At 73.9% G+C, this 21,026-nt stretch carries 20 protein-coding genes; 12 read left to right on the top strand and 8 right to left on the bottom strand.

Annotated features, from left to right (window positions below):
* Nucleotides 1-22 precede the first annotated feature (22 nt).
* Nucleotides 23-526 carry a MarR family transcriptional regulator gene (locus ACIRS1_RS28455; protein ID WP_360210942.1) on the bottom strand — a complete coding sequence of 168 codons (504 nt, stop codon included), beginning with the start codon at nucleotides 524-526 and terminating at the stop codon, nucleotides 23-25.
* A gap of 186 nt (nucleotides 527-712) precedes the next feature.
* Between ACIRS1_RS28455 and ilvA the strand changes: the two genes are divergently transcribed.
* The 3 genes from ilvA to ACIRS1_RS28440 all read left to right on the top strand — a co-directional run bounded on the left by ilvA (nucleotide 713) and on the right by ACIRS1_RS28440 (nucleotide 4,156).
* Nucleotides 713-1,924, top strand: coding sequence for a threonine ammonia-lyase (ilvA, locus tag ACIRS1_RS28450; RefSeq protein WP_360210940.1), 1,212 nt, complete (start codon nucleotides 713-715; stop codon nucleotides 1,922-1,924).
* A gap of 295 nt (nucleotides 1,925-2,219) precedes the next feature.
* Nucleotides 2,220-3,296, top strand: a complete 1,077-nt coding sequence (locus tag ACIRS1_RS28445; protein WP_402844820.1) for an ATP-binding cassette domain-containing protein — start codon at nucleotides 2,220-2,222, stop codon at nucleotides 3,294-3,296.
* 2 nt (nucleotides 3,297-3,298) lie between these two features.
* Complete coding sequence (locus ACIRS1_RS28440) at nucleotides 3,299-4,156, top strand: ABC transporter permease (protein WP_360210936.1); 858 nt, start codon at nucleotides 3,299-3,301, stop codon at nucleotides 4,154-4,156.
* Nucleotides 4,157-4,315: 159 nt separating this feature from the next.
* On the opposite strand, the gene greA is transcribed toward ACIRS1_RS28440, so the two are convergent.
* Together greA and ACIRS1_RS28430 are read right to left on the bottom strand one after the other, a co-directional pair.
* Nucleotides 4,316-4,816 (bottom strand): transcription elongation factor GreA, encoded by a 501-nt coding sequence (greA, locus tag ACIRS1_RS28435; protein ID WP_360210934.1) that lies wholly within the window; start codon nucleotides 4,814-4,816, stop codon nucleotides 4,316-4,318.
* Between the two features lie 266 nt (nucleotides 4,817-5,082).
* A complete protein-coding gene (locus ACIRS1_RS28430; protein ID WP_360210932.1) occupies nucleotides 5,083-5,496 on the bottom strand; it encodes a DUF4307 domain-containing protein in 414 nt (137 codons plus the stop codon).
* A gap of 258 nt (nucleotides 5,497-5,754) precedes the next feature.
* Here ACIRS1_RS28430 and mca point away from each other — a divergent pair, with 258 nt between their 5' ends.
* The 4 genes from mca (at nucleotide 5,755) to ACIRS1_RS28410 (ending at nucleotide 10,023) form a co-directional block, all read left to right on the top strand.
* Nucleotides 5,755-6,660, top strand: coding sequence for a mycothiol conjugate amidase Mca (mca, locus tag ACIRS1_RS28425; protein ID WP_402844818.1), 906 nt, complete (start codon nucleotides 5,755-5,757; stop codon nucleotides 6,658-6,660).
* A gap of 49 nt (nucleotides 6,661-6,709) precedes the next feature.
* Entirely contained in the window at nucleotides 6,710-6,901 is a 192-nt protein-coding gene (locus ACIRS1_RS28420) for a hypothetical protein (protein ID WP_360210928.1), read from the top strand.
* Between the two features lie 115 nt (nucleotides 6,902-7,016).
* The gene (locus ACIRS1_RS28415) at nucleotides 7,017-9,065 is read left to right on the top strand and encodes a thioredoxin domain-containing protein (protein ID WP_402844815.1); all 2,049 of its coding nucleotides are present in this window, start codon (nucleotides 7,017-7,019) and stop codon (nucleotides 9,063-9,065) included.
* A gap of 88 nt (nucleotides 9,066-9,153) precedes the next feature.
* Entirely contained in the window at nucleotides 9,154-10,023 is an 870-nt protein-coding gene (locus tag ACIRS1_RS28410; protein WP_402844813.1) for a GNAT family N-acetyltransferase, read from the top strand.
* A 9-nt stretch (nucleotides 10,024-10,032) separates the two neighbouring features.
* On the opposite strand, the gene ACIRS1_RS28405 is transcribed toward ACIRS1_RS28410, so the two are convergent.
* A complete protein-coding gene (locus ACIRS1_RS28405; protein ID WP_402844812.1) occupies nucleotides 10,033-10,389 on the bottom strand; it encodes a hypothetical protein in 357 nt (118 codons plus the stop codon).
* 90 nt (nucleotides 10,390-10,479) lie between these two features.
* On the opposite strand from ACIRS1_RS28405, the gene ACIRS1_RS28400 reads away from it, so the two are divergent.
* Entirely contained in the window at nucleotides 10,480-12,150 is a 1,671-nt protein-coding gene (locus tag ACIRS1_RS28400; RefSeq protein ID WP_402844810.1) for an alpha/beta hydrolase, read from the top strand.
* A gap of 146 nt (nucleotides 12,151-12,296) precedes the next feature.
* Here ACIRS1_RS28400 and ACIRS1_RS28395 read toward each other — a convergent pair whose 3' ends face one another.
* Entirely contained in the window at nucleotides 12,297-13,229 is a 933-nt protein-coding gene (locus tag ACIRS1_RS28395; protein WP_402844838.1) for a hypothetical protein, read from the bottom strand.
* A 262-nt stretch (nucleotides 13,230-13,491) separates the two neighbouring features.
* Here ACIRS1_RS28395 and ACIRS1_RS28390 point away from each other — a divergent pair, with 262 nt between their 5' ends.
* From ACIRS1_RS28390 to ACIRS1_RS28380, 3 genes are all read left to right on the top strand, one after another.
* On the top strand, nucleotides 13,492-14,151 hold the full coding sequence (locus ACIRS1_RS28390; RefSeq protein WP_402844808.1) for a papain-like cysteine protease family protein: 660 nt from the start codon (nucleotides 13,492-13,494) through the stop codon (nucleotides 14,149-14,151).
* A 9-nt stretch (nucleotides 14,152-14,160) separates the two neighbouring features.
* A complete protein-coding gene (locus tag ACIRS1_RS28385; RefSeq protein WP_402844806.1) occupies nucleotides 14,161-15,009 on the top strand; it encodes a hypothetical protein in 849 nt (282 codons plus the stop codon).
* A 312-nt stretch (nucleotides 15,010-15,321) separates the two neighbouring features.
* Nucleotides 15,322-15,897, top strand: coding sequence for a hypothetical protein (locus ACIRS1_RS28380; RefSeq protein ID WP_402844805.1), 576 nt, complete (start codon nucleotides 15,322-15,324; stop codon nucleotides 15,895-15,897).
* Here ACIRS1_RS28380 and ACIRS1_RS28375 read toward each other — a convergent pair.
* On the bottom strand, nucleotides 15,868-16,557 hold the full coding sequence (locus ACIRS1_RS28375; protein ID WP_402844804.1) for a hemolysin III family protein: 690 nt from the start codon (nucleotides 16,555-16,557) through the stop codon (nucleotides 15,868-15,870). The genes ACIRS1_RS28380 and ACIRS1_RS28375 overlap by 30 nt on opposite strands.
* Nucleotides 16,558-16,833: 276 nt before the next feature.
* Here ACIRS1_RS28375 and ACIRS1_RS28370 point away from each other — a divergent pair, with 276 nt between their 5' ends.
* Nucleotides 16,834-18,660, top strand: coding sequence for a phosphoenolpyruvate carboxykinase (GTP) (locus ACIRS1_RS28370; RefSeq protein ID WP_402844802.1), 1,827 nt, complete (start codon nucleotides 16,834-16,836; stop codon nucleotides 18,658-18,660).
* Between the two features lie 232 nt (nucleotides 18,661-18,892).
* On the opposite strand, the gene ACIRS1_RS28365 is transcribed toward ACIRS1_RS28370, so the two are convergent.
* Together ACIRS1_RS28365 and ACIRS1_RS28360 are read right to left on the bottom strand one after the other, a co-directional pair.
* Entirely contained in the window at nucleotides 18,893-20,107 is a 1,215-nt protein-coding gene (locus ACIRS1_RS28365; protein WP_360210910.1) for a pyridoxal phosphate-dependent aminotransferase, read from the bottom strand.
* 99 nt (nucleotides 20,108-20,206) lie between these two features.
* Nucleotides 20,207-20,935, bottom strand: coding sequence for a hypothetical protein (locus tag ACIRS1_RS28360; protein ID WP_402844800.1), 729 nt, complete (start codon nucleotides 20,933-20,935; stop codon nucleotides 20,207-20,209).
* Nucleotides 20,936-21,026: the final 91 nt, after the last annotated feature.

Below are 21,026 nucleotides of genomic sequence, written 5' to 3'. Positions count from 1 at the left end.
CAGGGCGTGCCCGGGCCGGAGGTCAGGGGGTGCCCGGGCCGCCCTCCTGCTGGCCCTGCTGGTCCGCGGTGTACGACTCCATCGCGTGGTTGAAGCGGGCCAGCAGGACGCAGAACGCCTGCTGCTCCTCGGGCGGCCAGTCCGCCACCAGGCGGCGGGCCAACTCGGCCCGCCCGTCGCGGACTTCGGCCAGGCGGCCGGAGCCGACCGGGGTCAGCGCGAGACGCACGGCGCGGCGGTCGGCCGGGTCCTGGACCCGGCCGACCAGCCCGCCCGCGACCAGCGGGGCGACCTGCCGGGTCACCGTGGAGGAGTCCACGCCGAGGGCCTCGGCCAGCGCCTTGACGTTGGCCGGCCCGTGCCGCTCCAGGCGGTCGAGCAGCAGGTAGGCCGCGCGGTCCAGGGCGCCGACGCCGCCGGAGGTCCGGACCTGCTCCATGCGGCGGGCGAACACCGCCAGCTGGTACTGGAGCCGGGCGTGCACGGGGTCGGTGCGGTCGGTGGCCTGGGGCGAGGTCGTCGTCATCGCGGCTCACGATCGTCGTGCGGTGAGAGAGGCTCAGAAGCAGCAGCGTACGCGGGCCGGGCGGGCCCGGGAACAGGCCCGACAGCCCGGATTGCGTGCACCGCGGCCGGATCCGGGCCGAGCGGCGGGCCGGGCCTCGGGCCGGGCCTCGGAGCGCGCCCGTCGGACGCGTCCTAGGCTGGCGGCATGCACAACTGGCCGCTCACCCTCGACGACGTCCGCGGGGCCCAGAAGATGCTCGCCGGGGTCGCCCGGGTGACGCCGATGGAGGGCAGCCGGCACCTGTCCGGGCTGGTCGGCGCGCCGGTCCACCTGAAGTGCGAGAACCTGCAGCGCACCGGCTCGTTCAAGCTGCGCGGGGCGTACGTCCGGATCGCGGGGCTCTCGCCGGTGCAGCGGGCCGGCGGGGTGGTGGCGGCGAGCGCCGGGAACCACGCGCAGGGGGTCGCACTGGCGGCCGCGCTGCTGGGCGTGCGCTCGACCGTGTTCATGCCGGTCGCGGCGCCGCTGCCCAAGGTCTCGGCCACCCGTGAGTACGGTGCCGAGGTGCGGCTGCACGGCGCGACGGTGGACGAGGCGCTGCAGGCCGCGCAGCGGTACGCGGACGCGACCGGCGCGGTGTTCATCCACCCCTTCGACCACTGGGACGTGGTCACCGGGCAGGCGACCGTCGGGCTGGAGATCCTCGAGCAGTGCCCCGAGGTGCGCACCATCCTGGTCGGCGTCGGCGGCGGCGGGCTGCTGGCCGGGATCGCGGCGGCGGTCAAGCCGCTGCGGCCGGACGTCCGGGTGGTGGGGGTGCAGGCGGCCGGCGCGGCCGCGTACCCGCCCTCGCTGGCGGCCGGGCGGCCGGTGTCGCTGGAGCACTTCGCCACGATGGCCGACGGGATCATGGTCGGCCGGCCCGGCGACATCCCGTTCGAGGTGGTCAACACCCTGGCGGACGGCGTCCGGACGGTCTCCGAGGACGCGCTGTCCCGGGCCCTGCTGCTCGGCCTGGAGCGCCTGAAGCTGGTGGTCGAGCCGGCCGGGGCGGCCCCGATCGCGGCGCTGCTGGAGCGGCCGGACTCCTTCGAGGGCCCGGTGGTGGCGGTGTTGTCGGGCGGCAACATCGACCCGCAGCTGATGCAGCGGGTGCTGCGGCACGGCCTGGCGGCGGCCGGACGCTACCTGTCGCTTCGGGTGCGGCTGGCCGACAAGCCGGGCTCGCTGGCAGACCTGCTGGCCGTGCTGACCGGGCTGGACGCCAACGTGCTGGACGTCGCGCACGTGCGGATCGACCCGCGGCTGGGGCTGGCCGAGGTCGAGGTGGACCTGCACCTGGAGACCAAGGGGCCGGAGCACTGCGCGGCCGTGGTGGGCGAGTTGCGGGACGCGGGGTTCGTCGTCTCCGACTGAGGGGCCGGGCGGTCGAGCCGCTGCGGCCCGGCGGCCGGGCGGTGGGCCGTGCCCCGGCGCGCGTCGTCGCCGCCCGTTCCGACCGCGGTCGCCGTTCCGACTGCGCGGGGTGGATGTCAGTGGTCTCTGTCACGATGGCGGAGCTTTCTCCCTTGACGCGATATATCGCGTGCTGCCAGACTCGCGATACATCGCGTTCTGTGCCCGAGGGGCGAAAACCGAGTCGCCCGGGGACCCGAAAACGGGGCAGAGTGGGACAGATCGCCCATATTCGTCCGAGGAGATGAGGCAGGCCATGGCGCCAGCCATCCAAGCCGAGAACCTGGTGAAGACCTTCGGCGACGTACGAGCCCTGGACGGCGTCAGCCTCGACGTCCCCGAGGGCACGGTGCTCGGGCTGCTCGGCCCGAACGGCGCCGGGAAGACCACCACCGTCCGCGTCCTCACCACCCTGCTCCGGCCCGACTCCGGCCGCGCGGTGGTCGCCGGGGTCGACGTGCTCAAGCAGCCCAACAAGGTCCGGAGCCTGATCGGCCTCTCCGGCCAGTACGCGGCGGTCGACGAGTACCTGACCGGCTTCGAGAACCTCCAGATGGTCGGCGAGCTGTACCAGATGAGTGCTCGCGACGCGAAGGCCCGCGCCCTGGAACTGCTGGAGTGGTTCAACCTCGCCGAGGCCAAGGACCGCACCGCCAAGACCTACTCCGGCGGCATGCGCCGCCGCCTGGACCTCGCCGCCGCGCTGGTCGTCCGCCCGCCGGTGATGTTCCTCGACGAACCGACCACCGGGCTGGACCCGCGCAACCGGCTCGCGCTCTGGGAGGTCATCGAGACCCTCGTCGAGCAGGGCACCACCCTGCTGCTGACCACCCAGTACCTGGAGGAGGCCGACCGGCTCGCCCACGACATCGCCGTGGTCGACCACGGCCGGGTGATCGCCCGCGGCACCGCCGACCAGCTCAAGGCGCAGATCGGCGGGGAGCGCATCGAGGTCGTCGTGCACGAGGCGGGCCTGGTCGGCGACGCGGTCGCGGCCCTGTCCGGCTACGCGCTCGGCGATCCGGCGGTGGAGAAGAACACCCGGCGGATCACCGTGCCGGTCAGCGGCGGCGCCCGGGTGCTCGCCGACGTCATCCGCGAACTCGACGCGCGCGGCATCGAGATCGACGACATAGGCCTGCGCCGCCCGACCCTGGACGACGTCTTCCTCACCCTCACCGGCCACGTCGCCGAGTCGGCGGACGAGGAGGGCGGCGACGCCAGGGGCCGCGGCCGGGGCGGCCGGGGCAAGGGCCGGGAGTCCGCCGACGAGGACGGCGCGGACGGCCCGGGGTCGGACGAGCGGGCCGTCACGGCCGGAAAGGGACGCTGAGGATGAGCACCGCCACCGAGCACGCCATCGGCGCGGCCGTCCCCCGGCAGCGCCGGGGCGTCGCCGCCACCATGCACGACTCCTGGGTGGTCGCCAAGCGCAACCTGCGCCGGATGACCCGCATCCCGGAGATCGTCGTCTTCGGGCTCATGCAGCCCGTCATGTTCGTGCTGCTGTTCTCGTACGTCATGGGCGGCGCGATCCAGATCCCCGGGACGAACGCCAGCTCCGACTCGTACATCCAGTTCCTGATGGCCGGCATCTTCGCCCAGACCGTCACCTTCGCCACCGCCGGCGCCTCCGCCGGCATCGCGGAGGACATGACCAAGGGTCTGGTGGACCGCTTCCGCTCGCTGCCGATGGCCCGCTCCGCGGTGCTGGTCGGCCGCACCATGGCGGACCTGGTGCAGACCGCGTTCACGCTCGTCGTGCTGGCGCTGGTCGCGCTGCTGGTCGGCTGGCGGATCCACAACGGGGTGCTCAGCGCGCTCGGCGCCTTCGGCCTGCTGCTCCTGCTCGGCTACGCGTTCTCGTGGATCGGCGCGCTGATCGGCCTGTCGGTGCGCAGCCCCGAGGCGGCCACCTCGGCCGGCCTGATCTGGCTGTTCCCGCTGACCTTCGTCTCCAACGCCTTCGTGCCGATCAGCTCCATGCCGGGCTGGCTGCAGGGCATCGCCTACTGGAACCCGTTCAGCGCCACCGTGCAGGCCTGCCGCGACCTGTTCGGCAACCAGGTCGGCCCGGTGGACTCCGCCTGGCCGATGCAGCACGCGAGCCTGGTCTCGGTGCTGTGGTCGCTGGTCATCACCGCGGTGTTCTCCTGGCTGTCGGTGCGCAAGTACCGCTCGGCCGTCGGCTGAACCGTCCACGTCGGACGCACCGGGCGCGCCGTCCGCGCGGTCCGGGTCGGCGGTGCCGGGCGCACCGGGCGCACCGGGCGCGCCGGACGTGTCCGACACGCCGGAGGGCGGCCGCGGGGTCCCGGACCCCGCGGCCGCCCTCGTCGTGCGGCGGCCGGATCAGCCGGCGTGCGGCACGACCTTGACGATCTTCACCATGGCCGGCTTGCCGTTCGGCAGGTCGTAGGTGGCCTCGTCGCCGATCTTCTTGCCGTCGATCGCGCGGCCCAGCGGCGACTGCGGCGAGTAGACGTCCAGCGTGTCGGAGCCGGCCACCTCACGGGAGGCGAGCAGGAACTCCATGAGGTCGTCCTCGTCGCCGTCGAAGGCGACCGTGACGACCATGCCCGGGGCCACCACGCCCGAGTCGGCCGGGGCCTCGCCGACCTTCGCGCGCTCCAGCAGCTGGGTCAGCTGGCGGATGCGCAGCTCGTACTTGCCCTGCTCCTCCTTGGCCGCGTGGTAGCCGGCGTTCTCCTTGAGGTCGCCCTCCTCGCGCGCCGCCTCGATCTTCTGGGCGATCTCGATGCGCCAGGGCCCGGTCAGGTGATCCAGCTCGGCCTTGAGCTGGTCGTAGCCGGCCTGAGTGAGCCAGGTCACGTTCTCACTGGTCTGGGTCACGGGTGCTCCTCGTAGGTGCTGGGGCTGTGCTGAGGGTGTGAGTCGTCAGCAGGGTTGGTGGTGATAACGGTCGTAACTACAAAGCAACGCCCGCTCCCGTACCATCCGGTGCGGAAGGGGCGAAACCACGAGCCTAACAAGTCCTGCCGACAAGCGGGAGGGTCGTTGGCGCGCCATTGACGTCGGCGTTGCGCCACGGTGTACAGAACGGGGTGCGGGACTTCCTACGGATGCCCGCTCGCCCCGTCGAATATGCGCCGACGGTCCTACTTGGCCGGCGTGCAGCCCAGCAGCTCGGCCGTACTGCCGCGGGCGGTGGTGCGCAGCGTGACCACGGCGTCGTAGCTGGAACCGTCGGCCGGGACGGGGAAGTCCGCGACCCCGACCACCGCGCCGTCCCTGCCCTGCGAGCGGACGGTGCAGCTGCCGGCCGTCCCGTCGCTCTTGCGCACCGCCAGGTGCAGCTGCACCTCGGAGTCGGAGACCGCCTGGAAGGTCGGCACCGAGCCGTTGATCGCGGTCTCGCGCATCAGGTAGGAACCGCCCAGCCAGGCCACCAGGCCCAGGCCCAGCACGCCGCACACCGCGCCGACCGCCTTCAGCCGGCGGTCCGAGTCACGGTCGCCGCTCCGGCCGTAGCGCCCCTCGGGCAGCTGCGGGGTGGTGGTGCTCGCGTTCATCCGACCCGGTCCTCTCCTGGGGGAGGGGCCGCGCGGGTGGTGCGGGGGAATGCGACGCTCCTCCAGTCCGTCACTATAGGAGGGGCACGCCCGCGGCCGGTCCGGCGGGGGCGGGGCTCGGTCGCGCCGGGGTCGCTTCGCGGGCCGGTCCGGCGGCCGCGCGGCCCCGAGGTGAGCGGCCCGCACGGCGGGCGCTCGTACGGTGGGCGGGTCCGGACTTTCGCGGAACGCCCGACGATGTGGAAGGAACGCAAGGCGTTGACTGAGCAGTTGCGACTGATGGCGGTGCACGCCCACCCGGACGACGAGTCCAGCAAGGGCGCGGCCACCATGGCCAGGTACGTCGAGCAGGGTGTGGACGTGCTCGTGGTCACCTGCACGGGGGGCGAGCGCGGGTCGGTCCTCAACCCCAAGCTGCAGGGGGACCCGTACATCGAGGAGAACATCCACGAGGTGCGGCGCAAGGAGATGGACGAGGCCAGGGCGATCCTGGGCGTCCGGCAGGACTGGCTGGGCTTCGTCGACTCCGGCCTGCCCGAGGGCGACCCGCTGCCCCCGCTGCCCGAGGGCTGCTTCGGCCTGCAGGACGTCGACGAGGCGGCCGAGCCGCTCGTCCGGCTGATCCGGGAGTTCAAACCGCAGGTCATCACGACCTACGACGAGAACGGCGGTTACCCGCACCCCGACCACATCATGACCCACAAGATCACCATGCGGGCCTTCGACGCCGCCGGCGACCCGGACGCCTACCCGGCGGCCGGCGAGCCCTGGCAGCCGCTGAAGCTCTACTACAACCACGGCTTCCCGATGGGCCGCATCCGCGCGCTGCACCAGTACCTCACCGAGCACGGCCACGACTCGCCCTACGGCGAGTGGATCGCGGGCTGGGAGAAGAGCGGCCGCAAGGAGCGCGAGATCACCACCCGGGTGCGCTGCGACGACTGGTTCGAGACCCGCGACCGCGCCCTGATCGCCCACGCCACCCAGATCGACCCGGACGGGCCCTGGTTCCGCGTCCCGCTGGAGGTCCAGCGCGAGGTCTGGCCCACCGAGGACTACGAGCTCGCCCGTACCCTGATCGATGTGGACCTGCCGGAGGACGACCTGTTCGCCGGCCTGCGCACCCCCACGCTGGCGGCCGACGTCGCCGACACGCGCGACTGAACCACCCCCCGATGGCCCGGCTCCCCGTGAGCCGGGCCACCATAGAGATATGAGCGCCCCCGTGAACCTCGTCCACCTCGCCGCCGACCTCGCCGTCGACGACGCCAAGGTCACCCCCGGTCTCCTCGGCTTCGTCGTCTTCGCCGCGCTCGGCGTGGCCACCTGGTTCCTGGCCAAGTCGATGAACCGGCAGTTCAAGAAGGTCGACTTCGTGGAGGAGCCGGAGGCCCCCAAGGAGTAGCGGGCCCCGCCCGCCCGGCGGGCGCGGACACCGCACCCGCCGGCCCGCGCCGGCCCCGCCCCGTACCGGCCCGACCTGCCGCCTGCCCGGGGCCGGATGCGCGAGGATGGGGGCCATGCCGAACCGTCTCGCGGACGCGACCTCGCCGTACCTGCTGCAGCACGCCGACAACCCGGTCGACTGGTGGCCGTGGGGGGTGGAGGCCTTCGAGGAGGCGCGGCGCCGCGGCGTACCGGTGCTGCTGTCGGTCGGGTACGCGGCCTGCCACTGGTGCCACGTGATGGCGCACGAGAGCTTCGAGGACGCCGGGCTCGCCGAGTACCTGAACGAGCGGTTCGTCGCCGTCAAGGTGGACCGGGAGGAGCGGCCCGACGTCGACGCCGTCTACATGGAGGCGGTGCAGGCCGCGACCGGGCAGGGCGGCTGGCCGATGACGGTCTTCCTCACCCCCGACAAGGAGCCGTTCTACTTCGGCACCTACTTCCCGCCGCAGCCCCGGCACGGCATGCCGTCCTTCCGTCAGGTGCTCGAGGGCGTCGACGCGGCCTGGCGCGACCGGCGCCAGGAGGTCGCCGAGGTCGCCGGCCGGATCCGGGCCGACCTCGCCGAGCGGGCCGCCGTCTACTCCGCCGGGGCCCACCACCCGCCCGCCGACGCGGACCTGCACCAGGCCCTGGTCGCGCTCACCCGGGAGTTCGACGAGCGGCGCGGCGGCTTCGGCGGCGCGCCCAAGTTCCCGCCGGCCATGGTGATCGAGTTCCTGCTGCGCCACCACGCCCGCACCGGCTCCGAGGCGGCGCTGGAGATGGCCGTCCGCACCGGTGAGGCGATGGCCGGCGGCGGGATCCACGACCAGCTCGGCGGCGGCTTCGCCCGGTACTCGGTCGACGCCGGCTGGGTGGTACCGCACTTCGAGAAGATGCTGTACGACAACGCCCTGCTGCTGCGCGCCTACCTGCACCTGTGGCGGGCCACCGGATCCGACCGGGCCCGCCGGGTCGCGCTCGCCACCGCAGACTTCCTGCTGCGCGAACTGCGCACCCCCGAAGGGGCGTTCGCCTCCGCCCTGGACGCCGACAGCTTCGACGAGGAGACCGGGAAGTCCGTCGAGGGCGCGTACTACGTCTGGGAGCCAGGCCAGTTGGTCGACCTGCTCGGACCCGCCGACGCGGCCACCGCCGCCCGGCTCTTCGCCGTCACCGCCGAGGGCACCTTCGAGCACGGCACCTCCGTCCTCCAACTCCTGTCCGAGCCAGAGGACTTCGCCGAGTACGAGGCCCTGCGGGCCCGCCTGTTCGAAGCCCGGGCCCAACGGCCCGCACCCGCCCGCGACGACAAGGTCGTCGCGGCCTGGAACGGCCTGGCGATCGCCGCCCTCGCCGAGACCGGCGCACTGCTCGACCGCCCCGACCTCGTCGAGGCCGCCGAACGCGCCGCCGACCTGCTGCTCGCCGTCCACCTCACCCCCGACGGCCGGCTGCTGCGCACCTCCCGGGACGGCCGGGCCGGCACCAACGCCGGCGTCCTCGAGGACTACGCCGACACCGCCGAGGGCTTCCTCGCGCTGTACGCCGTCACCGGCGAGGCCGAGTGGCTCGAACTGGCCGGCGCGCTCCTCGACACCGTCCTCAAGCACTTCACCGACGAGGCGTCCGGCGCGCTCTACGACACCGCCGACGACGCCGAGGAGCTCATCCGGCGCCCCCAGGACCCGACCGACAACGCCACCCCCTCCGGCTGGACGGCCGCCGCCGGCGCCCTGCTCGGCTACGCCGCCTACACCGGCTCCGACCGGCACCGGACCGCCGCCGAACGGGCCCTCGGCATCGTCGGAGCGCTCGCCGCGCGGGCGCCCCGCTTCATCGGCTGGGGCCTCGCCGTCGCCGAGGCGCTGCTCGACGGGCCGCGCGAGATCGCCGTGGTCGGCCCGGCGGGCGACCCGGCGACGGACGCGCTGCGCCGCGCCGCGCTCCTCGCCACCGCGCCGGGGGCCGTGGTCGCGGTGGGCGCGCCGGGCGACGGGGCGGAGGTCCCGCTGCTCGCGGACCGGCCGCTGGTCGGCGGGGCGCCGGCGGCGTACGTCTGCCGGCACTTCGCCTGCGAGGCGCCCACCACCGATCCGGCGGAGCTCGCGTCGCGGCTCGGCGTGGTCGTGGAGCCGTAGCGGCGGGTGCGCACCGGGCGCGGGCGGCGGACGGCGGGTGCGGGCCAAATCGTTGGAGGGCCAGGGCCCGGTGGGGCGAGAATGCGTCATGGCCTGGACCTTGAGCAGTTCCCTCGACGACTTCCGCGACCAGGCGGGCGGCTTCCTCGCCGCCCACCCGGCCCAGAACACGGTCCTGCTCACGGTCGTGCACCGGCTCGTCGAGCGCGGCCCGGACGCGTTCGGGCCGCAGCCGCCGGTCTTCGGCTGGTGGCGGCCCCGGACAGGCGGACCGGTCGAGGGCGCCTTCCTCCAGACGCCGCCGTTCGAGCCCCGGCTCGCCCTGATGCCGACGGCCGCGGCGGCGTCGCTCGCCGCCGAACTCGCCTCCGCAGGAGCGGCGGTTACCCGGTTCGGGGGCGTCAGCGGTTCGACGGCGGCGGTCCGCGCCTTCGCCGCGGCGTGGACCGCCGCCACCGGCGCCGGGCACACCGTCCGCGGCGAGGAACGGCTGTACCGGCTCGTCGAGCCGAGCGGACCGCCCCGACCGCCCGCGGGCCGCTCCCGGCTCGCCGAACCGGCCGACCGCGAGCTGGCGATCCGCTGGTACGACGAGTTCCTGGCCGAGGCCGGCGTGTTGCTGCCCGACGTCCCCCAGGCGGTCGACGACCGGATCGCCGCCGGCGGACTGCACCTGTGGGAGGACGACGGCAGCCCGGTCGCCCTGGCCGGCAGCAGCCCGGTGATCGCCGGGATGTCCCGGATCGGGCCCGTCTACACCCCCGTCGACCGGCGCGGACGCGGCTACGCCAGCGCCGTCACCGCCGCCGCCTCCGCCCACGCCCTCGCCCTGGGCGCCGCCGAGGTGCTGCTGTACACCGACCTGGCCAATCCGACCAGCAACTCCATTGACCAGCAGATCGGTTACCGGGCGGTGGAGGACTGCCTGAGCGTGGACTTCGCGGGTCAGAACACCTAGGACCGCCCGTCACGCGCCGTCGGTTGGGCGCCCGTCGGCGAGCTTCGTGCCGAAGGGGTCGGCGGCGCCGGTCGCCCCGGGCGCGGGCAGGTGGTCGGAGTCCTGGTAGGCCCGTGCGCAGGTGAGCAGGTTGGCTCCGGCCGCCCGCATGTCGCCGGCGAGGCCGTCCAGCAGCGCCGTCCAGGCGGCGCCGCACCCCTGCAGCGCCGCTCCCGCCCGCCAGCCGGGCAGGCTCCCGGCCGCCCTCGCGCCGGGCTCCGCCAGCTTCGCCGTCTCCTCCGGCACCTTGCCGGCGACGGTCAGCGCGTTGTGCCCGGCCGCGGTCAACTCGCCCGGCCTGACGGTGAATCCCGGGTGTGGTGCCATCGCGTCCCCTTGCCGGCGGTGTCGGTCGCGGGCGCTATGGTAGCCGTGTGTACCCGAGCGGGCACGTAGTGTCGACAAAGGGGATGGGGGATGGACCTCGCGGGCCTGAGGGACGCCGGCCTGGCGGACCTCCACACCGCGGCGGACGCGTACGACGCGCTCTGCCGGGCGTACGCCCGGCACGTCGCCGACTGGAGGGGCGGCACCGCCGATCGGGTCCGCAGGTCCGGGTGGAGCGGCCCGGCGGCCACCGCCGCGGCGACCGTCCTGGACGGCGTCACCGGCAAGCTGGACGCGGCGATGACCGAACTCGGCTGCATCGGCCGGGAACTGCGCGCCTGCGCCGACTCCCTGGCCCTCGCCCAGGGCACGCTCCACCAGGCGCTCGCGGACGCCCGGGCCGAGGGCTTCGCGGTCGACGGCGCGGGCGCGGTGAGCCGGCCAGTGCCGGACAACCCCTTCCGGGCCGTCGGCTGGGAAGCCCGGCAGAAGGCCGCCGCCGAGGACATCGCCCGGCGGATCGGCTCGGCGCTGTCCGCGGCGACCAGGGCCGACGAGGGCCTGGCCGCGGAGCTCGACCGGTTCGCGCGCCAGGCGAACGACGCGTCCGGTCTGGACGGGCGGACGGCTGCCGCGGACGTCCTCCGGGAGGAGCGTGCCGACCCGCTCTGGAGGCGGAACATGCCGGCCGGGGGCGCGACGCCGACGGAGGTCCGCTCCTGGTGGCAGGGCCTCGGCCCGCAGGGGCGGCAGTGGTTCCTCGACCACCACCCGGAGGAGCTCGGCAACCTCGACGGCGTCCCCGCGCAGGTGCGGGACCAGGTGAACCGGGCGCGGCTGGAGGCCCTCCTGAGGGCCGCCCGGGACAGGGCTGCGGCGGGCCTGCCGCCGACCCCCGGCGACCGGGCGGCCCTCGCCCGTTACGGGCCCGTCGCCGACCGGCTCGGAACGGGCCGGGGCGAGCCGCCGCTCTATCTGCTCGGCCTCGGCGAAGCGGGCCGGGGGCGGGCGATCCTCTCCTACGGGAATCCGGACACCGCCACCGACATCGCCGTCTACGTGCCGGGGATCACCGCCACCACCGAGAGCCTGGGCACGGCGGGAAACGTGCACGACGGCACCAACGAGGCGGAGAACGCGCTGAGCCTCTACCGCGCCGCCGGCGCCAGGGCCCCGGCGGGGCGCGCGGTCGCCTCGATCGTCTGGCTCGGCTACGACCCGCCGGGGGCCGACTTCGGGGCCGCCTCCACCAGGGCGGGCAAGGACGGCGCCCCGGCGTACGCGAGGTTCCTGAGCGGGCTGCGGGCGAGCAACGAGGGGGTCCGCCCGCCGCACGTGACCGCGGTCGGGCACAGCTACGGCTCGTACCTGGTGGGCCGGGCGGCCGGGCTGGCGGCCGGGCCGGGGTCGCCGGACTCGCCCCCCGACGACGTGGTCCTCCTCGGCAGTCCGGGCGTCGGCGCGGACCGGGCCTCCGACCTGGGGCTGCCCCCGGGCCGGGTCTGGGTCGGTGCGGCCGACAACGACGTGGTGACGCACACCCCGTCCAGGCTGAGCATCGATCCGGACGAACGCTGGTTCGGGCGGGATCCGGCCAGCAGGCACTTCGGTGCGAACCGCTTCACCGTCGACGACTGGAGCCGGGGGAACCCCGTCGACGCCCACACCAAGTACCTGACCGGCCGGGGCGGGCCCTCGCTGGGCAACGTCGCGGCCATCGTCACGGGCAGCGGCGACGTCCGTCTGACGGGCGGGCGCTGACGGGCGGGCGCTGACGAACGGGCGCTGACGAACGGGTGCTGACGACCGGGCGGGCGGCGGAGCCGGGGCGGCGGACGCCCGGGTGGCGGGCACCCGGGCGCCCCCGGGCGCGGCGGCGGCCGTACGGGTCGTACCGGTCGGCGCCGTCACGCCCAGTCCCACCGGATCCCGAGGATGCACGGCCGTAGCGCCGTCGCGACCAGGTGGACGCAGTGGTGCCCGTCGAGGGTGAGTTCCTCGGTCTCGTAGGGCGTTCCGCCGGGGGAGTGCAGGGCGAAGCGGTGGCAGCGGACGGGGAGGGCCGCGGGGTGGAAGGTGACCTGCAGGACGTACTGGCCGGCGCCGGAGTTGAAGCCGCGGACGTACTCGCAGCTGGGGTCGGGGGAGGGGGCGTCGTCGAAGCCGTAGCCGAGGAGGTGGGTGTCGCCGGCGCGCAGCCGGCGGTCGAGGAGGAGTTCGGCGACGAGCAGGTGGTGGGCGCGGTCGTGGCGGATCCGGCCGGGGCGGCAGTTCTCCTCGGCGCGGACGCCGACGCCGGTGATGTCGCAGCCAGGGTCGCCCTGGTAGAGGGCGAGGTAGCGGTCGGTGCCGTCGCGGTGGGCGCGCAGGGCGTGTTGGGAGTCGCGGCGGGTGATCTGGCGGTCGGGGTCGAGGCGGACGCGTTCGATGTGGGTGATGGTGTGCAGGCCGGTGTCGCGGGGGCCGGCGATGGTGGCGAGCAGGTCGTCGACGGCGGTGGCGGGGGAGATGAGGTCGCGGTAGGGGCGGACGGGCGGTCCGGCCGGGGTGGTGTCGGCGGCGCGGCGGGGGCCGAGCAGCCGGGTGAGGGAGCGGTCGGGGAGGTCGAGGACCTCTTCGAGGGCGGCGACGGCGCGGAGCGATTCGGGGCGTTCGGGGCGGCGCCGGCCCTGCTGCCAGTAGCTGAGGCTGGTGAGACCGACGTGGACGCCGCGCAGGGCGAGGTGGCGGCGGATGCGGTGGAGGGCGAGGCCGCGGGTGGCGATGGCGGTGCGCAGGGCGAGGTGGAAGGGGCCGGTGCGCAGGGCGGCTGCGAGGTCGGCCTGGTCGGTGCGGTGGATGACGGCCTCCTGGTGTGGGGGTGGGCAGACCGTGTTTGACCGTGAATATTCACATCCGGTCGGGGGTTTGTCACCGGTTCCGGCTCGTCGCGCGGGGGTTTCCGGGGTGGCGTTCACACCGGGGACCTCCCGTTCACACCCGAACTCGGTTGGCCTCGAAGGCCGTTGACCGGATCCGGCCACGGCGCGATGCTCATGGCGCGATCCGGACCGCGCCCCCACACAGCACTTCGCTTCGCTCGTGCAAGGAGGCACCTCCCCCATGCCAGTTCCACGCATACGGCTGCGCCGTGCGGTCTCACTGCTCGCCCTCGGCGTGCTGGGCCCGGCGCTGACCGTCGCGGCGACCACCCCCACGGCCGCCGCGACCCCCACCGCCGACCGGGCCGCGGCCCGGGTCCGGCAGGCCGCCGCACCCGGCAGCACGGCCGACCTGGCCGGCACCTACAAGAAGCTCAACATCACCATGCAGCAACAGCAGCAGACCAACTGGTGCTGGGCGGCGAGCGGGAACACCATCGCCACCTGGTTCGGCTACTCCTACAGCCAGAACCAGTTCTGCAACGCCGCGTTCGGCCGCTCGGGCAACTCCGGCTGCCCCAACAGCCAGGCCACCCTGGGCGACGTGCAGAACGGCCTGAGCCGGATCGGCGTCAACCCGGGTTCGTACGTCACCGGGTACCTGCGCTATGGCACGGTGCAGGCCGAGGTGGACGCCGACCGGCCGATCGAGACGCGCATCCAGTGGAGCTCCGGCGGTGGTCACATGCACGTCGTCTACGGCTACGACACCGGCAACAACTGGGTGTACTGGGGCGACCCGTGGCCGTCCAACTACCGCTACAACTGGGCGGACTACTGGTACTACGTGAACAACGACACGTTCTCGTGGACCCACTCCCTGTACCGGATCGGCGCGTGAGGGGCGACCATGACTGACCTCGGAAGGGCCCGTCGGGCCGCCGTCACCGCCCTGCTCGCCGCCGGTCTCGGGCTGGCGCTCGCGCCGGCCGCGCACGCGGGCTCCCCGGCCGGCGCCCCGGCGCCGCTGTCCGCGGCCGACCTGGCCGGGGCCCGCAGCGCGGTCCAGGACCAGGCGGTCCTGGACCGGGTGGGCCACTTCTTCGCCCGCAGGGGCGTCCCGCCGACCGGGCAGCTCACCCTCGGCGCGGCGGAGGAGGCCCGGGCGGCCGGCGCGGCCGCGCCGCGGCTGACCGGCGACACCGTGCCGGTCTACACCCTGGACGCGGCCTTCGTGGCGGGCGCCGCGGGCGTGCCGGTGGCGAAGGCCGAGTTCACCGCGAGCACGGTGGTCGCGGCGGACGGGCAGACGGCCTCGGTGTGGACGGTCCGGCGGGGCGGTGCCTGGAGGGTCGTCAACATCGCGTCCGGCGGTGACGAGGGCGACTACGCGGCGAAGGCGGCGAGCGGTGGCGGCGGCACCGCGTTCCGCGAGCCGCAGGTCAACGCCTGGTACGTGCTGCGCGACGGCCGGGTGCTGCCGCTGGACGACGAGGCGCGGCGCTCGGTGGGCGCGGGCGGGGTGTCGCTGGCCGCGTACCAGCAGCTGGTGCACCAGCGGTACGGGGACAAGCTGCCCGGCTCGGCGTACGACCGGGCGGGTGACGGCGGCGGCTACCCGCTGGCGGCCGGTCCGGAACGGGCGGCGGGCGGCGGTTCGGCGCTGCCGGCGGTGACGGCGGCCGCGGCCCTGGGCGCCACCGCGCTCGCGGGTGCGGGCGCGGCCCTGCGGCGGCGGAGGGCGGGCGTCCGGGCTTAGCCCCTGGATGCGCCGCACGCGGGACGGGCGGGGTCCGGCCGACACGGCCGGGCCCCGTCGTCGTGTCCGAAGGGTGACGGCGGCCGGGTGACCGGCCGGGTGCGCTCCGTGATGTGTCCTGGAAGTGCAGCTTCCGCACGAGGAATTGACGCAACGTTGATCTGTCGTTCGCCGCCCGGGGGCGGTTCCGGGTGACGGACGGTAGATACGATGTGGCGGTCGGTCAGTGCGGGCCGGCGTGTGCCGAGAGCGGGGAAGGGGTGGGGCGGCAGGAGCCGACCACGAGCCCGGCGCCGGGAAAGGGGAGCCGCAGTGGCCGACAGGGATGACAGGCAGTCGAGTGCCCAGGTGTGGGGCGCGGTGGTGGTGGTGGCGTCCGCGCTCGCCGTGGTCGCGGCCTACCTGATCAACGGGGCGGCGCTGGTCCTGGCGGTCGCCGGGGTCGAGGTGCTGCTGGTGATGGTGCACGTCGGTCGCAGGTGGCGTGCGATGCACCGGGAACCCGCCCCGCGCGGTCACCGGTCCTCCGCCGCCAGCCCGGACGCCGCGCACTGCGAGCGCTGCCGCCGGGCCCGCGAGGCGCTGGACGCCCGGCAGGCGCGCGGCGGTGCCGCCCGGCCGGTGGTGGCTCCGCGCTCGCAGGCGCAGGCGGGCCCGGCCCCGTGGTCCGGCCCCGCGCCCGTCCCCGGCCCGGACGCCGAGCCGCACGCGGGGGCCGGTCCCGACGTCGGCCCGGTCGACCGCCCGCCGTACCCGCGCCGCCCGCAGGGCCGGGCGCCGTACGAGCGCCCGTGGACGGCGGAACGGGCGGTCACCCGGTCCGTGGACCGGACGGCCGCCCGCCGTGGTGCGCCGGGTTCAGCCGGCCGCGCTGTACGCCACCAGTGAGACCCCGACGTACTGCACGATGAACGCGCCCAGGGTGAAGGCGTGGAACACCTCGTGGAAGCCGAACCAGCGGGGTGAGGGGTCGGGCCGCTTGAGCCCGTACACCACGCCGCCGATGCTGTAGAGCACCCCGCCGACGATCATCAGCACCAGGACGGCGACTCCGCCGGCCTTGAGGAAGTCGGGCAGGAAGAAGACGGCGGCCCAGCCGAGCGCGAGGTACACGGGGGTGTACAGCCAGCGCGGCGCGCCGACCCAGAACACCCGGAACGCGATCCCGGCCAGTGCGCCGCCCCAGACCGCCCAGAGCAGCACCTGTTGGGCGGCGCCCTTGAGCAGCAGCATCGTGAACGGCGTGTAGGTGCCCGCGATGATCAGGAAGATGTTCGCGTGGTCGAGCCGGCGCAGTACGGCGTCGCCGCGCGGCCCCCAGTCGAAGCGGTGGTAGACCGCGCTCACCCCGAACAGCAGCCAGGCGCTGACCGAGTAGACGGTGCAGGCGATCCGGGCCGGCGTGGATTCGGCCAGGCAGATCAGCACGATCCCGGCGGCCACGGTGGCGGGGAACATGCCGGCGTGCAGCCAGCCGCGCCACTTCGGCTTGTGCTCGGTGCTCTCACTCTCCGTGCTCCCGAGGAGCTCAGCAGTCATGCGCTGCATGCTACCCGTTACCTACGGGGCCGTAGGTTACTGGCCCGTAGTGAAGTGGCGATCGTCACTCTTGGACGTTTTGGAGCATTCGGAGAGGGGGTGGAGGCGCCCGGGGCGCGGCGCGGGTGGCTCGTTACTGGCTGGTAATCATACTTACTGTAGTAAAAGATGCGTCAATTTCGCCTTCGCGCCGTGATTCGGCCCCGAGGCCGGAGCTACGCTGCAAGCACCCTCAGACCCCCGCTACGCCATCTCCTCGCCGAGATGGCGTGAAACGGAGCGATCGTGTCGTACGAGATCTCTGCTCTCAGCGCCTCCGCGCCCACCCGTCACCAGCGCCTGCTGGCGTGGGTGAGCGAGATCGCCGAGCTCACCCAGCCGGACCGCGTCGAGTGGTGCGACGGCTCCGACGAGGAGTACCAGCGCCTCGCGGACCTGCTGGTGGCTCAGGGCACCTTCAAGAAGCTCAACGAGGAGAAGCGCCCCAACTCCTACTACGCCGCCTCGGACCCGACGGACGTGGCGCGCGTCGAGGACCGCACCTACATCTGCTCCGAGCAGGAGAAGGACGCCGGCCCGACCAACAACTGGAAGGCCCCCGCCGAGATGCGGGAGGTCTTCCAGGGCGAGAACGGCCTGTTCCGCGGTTCGATGAAGGGCCGCACGATGTACGTCGTGCCCTTCTCGATGGGCCCGGTCGGCTCCCCGCTGGCCGCCTACGGCGTCGAGATCACCGACTCCGCCTACGTCGCCGTGTCGATGCGCGTGATGACCCGCATGGGCAAGGCCGTGCTGGACCAGCTCGGCGAGGACGGCGACTTCGTCAAGGCCGTGCACACCGTCGGCGCCCCGCTGGCCGAGGGCCAGGCGGACGTGCCGTGGCCGTGCAACAGCACCAAGTACATCTCGCACTTCCCGGAGAGCCGCGAGATCTGGTCCTTCGGCTCGGGCTACGGCGGCAACGCCCTGCTCGGCAAGAAGTGCTACGCGCTGCGCATCGCCTCGACCATGGCCCGCGACGAGGGCTGGCTGGCCGAGCACATGCTGATCCTCAAGCTGACCCCGCCGTCGGGCGAGGTCAAGTACGTCGCGGCCGCCTTCCCGTCGGCCTGCGGCAAGACCAACCTGGCGATGCTCCAGCCGACCGTCCCGGGCTGGAAGGTCGAGACGATCGGCGACGACATCGCCTGGATGCGCTTCGGCGCCGACGGCCAGCTCTACGCCATCAACCCCGAGGCCGGCTTCTTCGGCGTCGCCCCCGGCACCGGCGTGGACACCAACGCCAACGCCATCGACACCCTCTGGGGCAACACGGTCTTCACCAACGTCGCCCTCACCGACGACGGCGACGTGTGGTGGGAGGGCCTGACCGAGGAGCCCCCGGCGCACCTCACCGACTGGCGCGGCAACGACTGGACGCCGGAGTCCGGCACCCCGGCCGCCCACCCGAACGCCCGCTTCGCCGTCCCGGCCGCGCAGTGCCCGACCATCGCCCCCGAGTGGGAGGACCAGGCGGGCGTGCCGATCTCGGCGATCCTGTTCGGCGGCCGCCGCGCCACCGCCGTCCCGCTGGTGACGGAGTCCTTCGACTGGCAGCACGGCGTCTTCCTCGGCGCCAACATCGCCTCCGAGAAGACCGCCGCCGCCGAGGGCACCGTGGGCGAGCTGCGCCGCGACCCGTTCGCGATGTTGCCGTTCTGCGGCTACAACATGGGCGACTACTTCGCCCACTGGCTGAAGGTCGGCGCCCAGGCGGACGCCGACAAGCTGCCGAAGATCTACTACGTCAACTGGTTCCGCAAGAACGCCGAGGGTTCGTTCGTCTGGCCCGGCTACGGCGAGAACAGCCGCGTGCTGAAGTGGATCGTCGAGCGCCTGGAGGGGACCGGCGACGGTGTCGAGACCCCGATCGGCGTGCTGCCGACCGTCGAGGGCTTCGACCTCGGCGGCCTGGACCTCTCGAAGGAGGACCTCGACCTGCTCTTCACCGTGGACGCCGACATCTGGCGCCAGGAGGCCGCACTCGTGCCGGCCCACCTGGAGCTGTTCGGCGAGCACACCCCGAAGGAGCTGTGGGACGAGTACCGGAGCCTGGTCGCGCGCCTCGGCTGAGCCTGAGCCTCAGCCGAGCGAGAGGCGGGGGCGCGGCACGAACCGCGCACCCGCCGAGCGACAGGACGGCCGGAGTTCCGCCGGACGGTCTTTCCCCGACCAAGGAGACCGTCCGGGCCGGGACTCCGGCCGTAGTGCTTTTCCGGGGCGCCCGCGGGGCGCCCCGCGGGCGTCGCCCTGGCGGGGTCCTCTCGAGGCGTCCTTTCGAGGGGCGTCCTTCGAGGCGGGTCCCTCAGGGCTGGGTGTAGCCGCTCAGGAAGTCGCCGATCCTGGTCACCGCGTCGGTGATCTCCTCCGCCCGCGGCAGGGTGACCAGCCGGAAGTGGTCCGGTTCGGGCCAGTTGAAGCCGGTGCCCTGGACCAGCAGGATGCGCTGGGAGCGCAGCAGGTCCAGCACCATCTGCGCGTCGTCCTTGATCTTGTAGACCTTGGGGTCCAGCCGGGGGAACGCGTACAGCGCGCCCTTGGGCTTGACGCAGCTGACCCCCGGGATCTCGTTGAGCAGCCGGTAGGCCGCGTCCCGCGAGGCCAGCAGCCGCCCGCCGGGCAGCACCAGGTCGCGGATCGACTGCCGGCCGCCGAGCGCGGCGGCCACCGCGTGCTGGGCGGGCATGTTGGCGCACAGCCGCATCGAGGCGAGCACGGTCAGGCCCTCGACGTAGCTGCGGGCCCGCTGCCGGTCGCCGGAGAGCACCATCCAGCCGGAGCGGAAGCCCGCGACCCGGTACGCCTTGGACAGGCCGTTGAAGGTGACGCAGAAGAGGTCGGGCGCGAGGGTGGCCAGCGGGACGTGCTCGGCGTCGTCGTAGAGGATCTTGTCGTAGATCTCGTCGGCGTAGACCACCAGCTGGTGCCGGCGGGCGATCTCGGCGATGCCCTCCAGCACCTCGCGTGGGTAGACCGCGCCGGTCGGGTTGTTCGGGTTGATCACCACGATGGCCCGGGTCCGGTCGGTGACCTTGGCCTCGATGTCGGCGAGGTCCGGGTACCACTCGGACTGCTCGTCGCAGCGGTAGTGCACCGCGGTGCCGCCGGCCAGCGAGACCGACGCCGTCCAGAGCGGGTAGTCCGGGGCCGGGACGAGCACCTCGTCGCCGTCGTCCAGCAGCGCGGTCATGGCGAGCTGGATCAGCTCCGAGACGCCGTTGCCGAGGAAGACGTCCTCGACGCTCAGCCCGTGCAGGCCGCGCTCCTCGTAGTGCATGACCACCGCGCGGCGCGCGGAGAGCAGGCCCTTGGAGTCGCCGTACCCGTGCGCGGACGCGAGGTTGCGCAGGATGTCCTGGAGGATCTCCGGCGGTGCCTCGAAGCCGAAGGTGGCGGGGTTCCCGGTGTTGAGCTTGAGGATGCGGTGGCCCTGTTCCTCCAGCCGCATCGCCTCGTCGAGCACCGGGCCGCGGATGTCGTAGCAGACATTGGCGAGCTTGCTGGACTGGATGACCTGCATGCCTGCCTACTTTAGGGGCACCTGCGGCACCTCGGCGCGCGTCCGGGGACACGCGCCGAGCCCGCTCGAACGGCCCCCTTGGATCAGCAGGCCGGGGTGTCAGCCGACCTTCCAAACCAGGGGCGCGGTGTCCAGGATGTTCCCGTACGTGAGGAAGCTGGGCGGGGTCTCGTTCGGAACGAGATAGACGGCACACAGCTTCACGGACTGCCCGTCGGCGAGCGGGACCAGCGACCGGGTGTCGCACTGCGGGATCGCCTTCTGCAGGGTCGCGGCCGGCAGTGCGCCCGCCGAGTGGTCCCGGGGCTTCACCCAGACCCGCATCATGTAGGCGTCCTCGCCCAGCGGGGCGCCGGTGCGGTTGGTGAAGGTGACGGTGACGTAGTAGGGGGTCTTGCCGTCGGTGCTCGCCGCGGGGAGGTGGAACGGGGCGATCTCGGCGGCGGTGCCCTTCACGACCGAGACGGCCGAGGCGTCCACCACCGAGCTCTTGCCGACGTAGCGGCCGGTGGCGCCGAGCGGCAGCGGGCGGTCGTAGCTCACCTGGGTGACGTTGCCGCCGCCGGCGGTCGCGGCCGGCTGCGGGCCGCCCCCGCCGGCCGGAGCTCCTCCACCGGACGGGGCGGAGGCTGCGGGTGAGGAGGCCGCGGGCGGGGGAGCGGCCGGGGCCGAGGAGGGGGCGGTGGCGGGCGCGGTGGTCACGGCGGCCGGCGCGGTCGGGTCGGCCACCGGGTCGGCGTTCTCCGGCCCGCAGGCCGACACCGCCAGGACGAGTGCCGCCGCCGGCAGGCCGGCCGCGAGCGCGCGGGTGGATCGGGTCTTCTTCACGGTCGTTCCCCCGTTGGATGATGTGGTCCGTGCGTCCCGCCCCGTCGCCGGGCGCCGCACGGCCGTGCGGGCGCGATCGAGAGGGGGTGCG

The sequence above is a fragment of the Kitasatospora sp. NPDC101176 genome, from assembly GCF_044768035.1.
In the GTDB taxonomy this organism is placed as follows: Bacteria; Actinomycetota; Actinomycetes; order Streptomycetales; family Streptomycetaceae; genus Kitasatospora.
The sequence above is the reverse complement of the archived record's forward strand: the minus strand, read 5'-3'. Positions and strand labels throughout refer to the sequence as shown.

What these genes read in the sequence shown, in the direction of transcription:
- ACIRS1_RS28455 (WP_360210942.1), bottom strand. Translation starts at nt 526, where the DNA reads ATGACGACGACCTCGCCCCAGGCCACCGACCGCACCGACCCCGTGCAC.
- ilvA (WP_360210940.1), top strand. Translation starts at nt 713, where the DNA reads ATGCACAACTGGCCGCTCACCCTCGACGACGTCCGCGGGGCCCAGAAG.
- ACIRS1_RS28445 (WP_402844820.1), top strand. Translation starts at nt 2,220, where the DNA reads ATGGCGCCAGCCATCCAAGCCGAGAACCTGGTGAAGACCTTCGGCGAC.
- ACIRS1_RS28440 (WP_360210936.1), top strand. Translation starts at nt 3,299, where the DNA reads ATGAGCACCGCCACCGAGCACGCCATCGGCGCGGCCGTCCCCCGGCAG.
- ACIRS1_RS28430 (WP_360210932.1), bottom strand. Translation starts at nt 5,496, where the DNA reads ATGAACGCGAGCACCACCACCCCGCAGCTGCCCGAGGGGCGCTACGGC.
- ACIRS1_RS28420 (WP_360210928.1), top strand. Translation starts at nt 6,710, where the DNA reads ATGAGCGCCCCCGTGAACCTCGTCCACCTCGCCGCCGACCTCGCCGTC.
- ACIRS1_RS28415 (WP_402844815.1), top strand. Translation starts at nt 7,017, where the DNA reads ATGCCGAACCGTCTCGCGGACGCGACCTCGCCGTACCTGCTGCAGCAC.
- ACIRS1_RS28410 (WP_402844813.1), top strand. Translation starts at nt 9,154, where the DNA reads ATGGCCTGGACCTTGAGCAGTTCCCTCGACGACTTCCGCGACCAGGCG.
- ACIRS1_RS28405 (WP_402844812.1), bottom strand. Translation starts at nt 10,389, where the DNA reads ATGGCACCACACCCGGGATTCACCGTCAGGCCGGGCGAGTTGACCGCG.
- ACIRS1_RS28400 (WP_402844810.1), top strand. Translation starts at nt 10,480, where the DNA reads ATGGACCTCGCGGGCCTGAGGGACGCCGGCCTGGCGGACCTCCACACC.
- ACIRS1_RS28390 (WP_402844808.1), top strand. Translation starts at nt 13,492, where the DNA reads ATGCCAGTTCCACGCATACGGCTGCGCCGTGCGGTCTCACTGCTCGCC.
- ACIRS1_RS28385 (WP_402844806.1), top strand. Translation starts at nt 14,161, where the DNA reads ATGACTGACCTCGGAAGGGCCCGTCGGGCCGCCGTCACCGCCCTGCTC.
- ACIRS1_RS28375 (WP_402844804.1), bottom strand. Translation starts at nt 16,557, where the DNA reads ATGCAGCGCATGACTGCTGAGCTCCTCGGGAGCACGGAGAGTGAGAGC.
- ACIRS1_RS28365 (WP_360210910.1), bottom strand. Translation starts at nt 20,107, where the DNA reads ATGCAGGTCATCCAGTCCAGCAAGCTCGCCAATGTCTGCTACGACATC.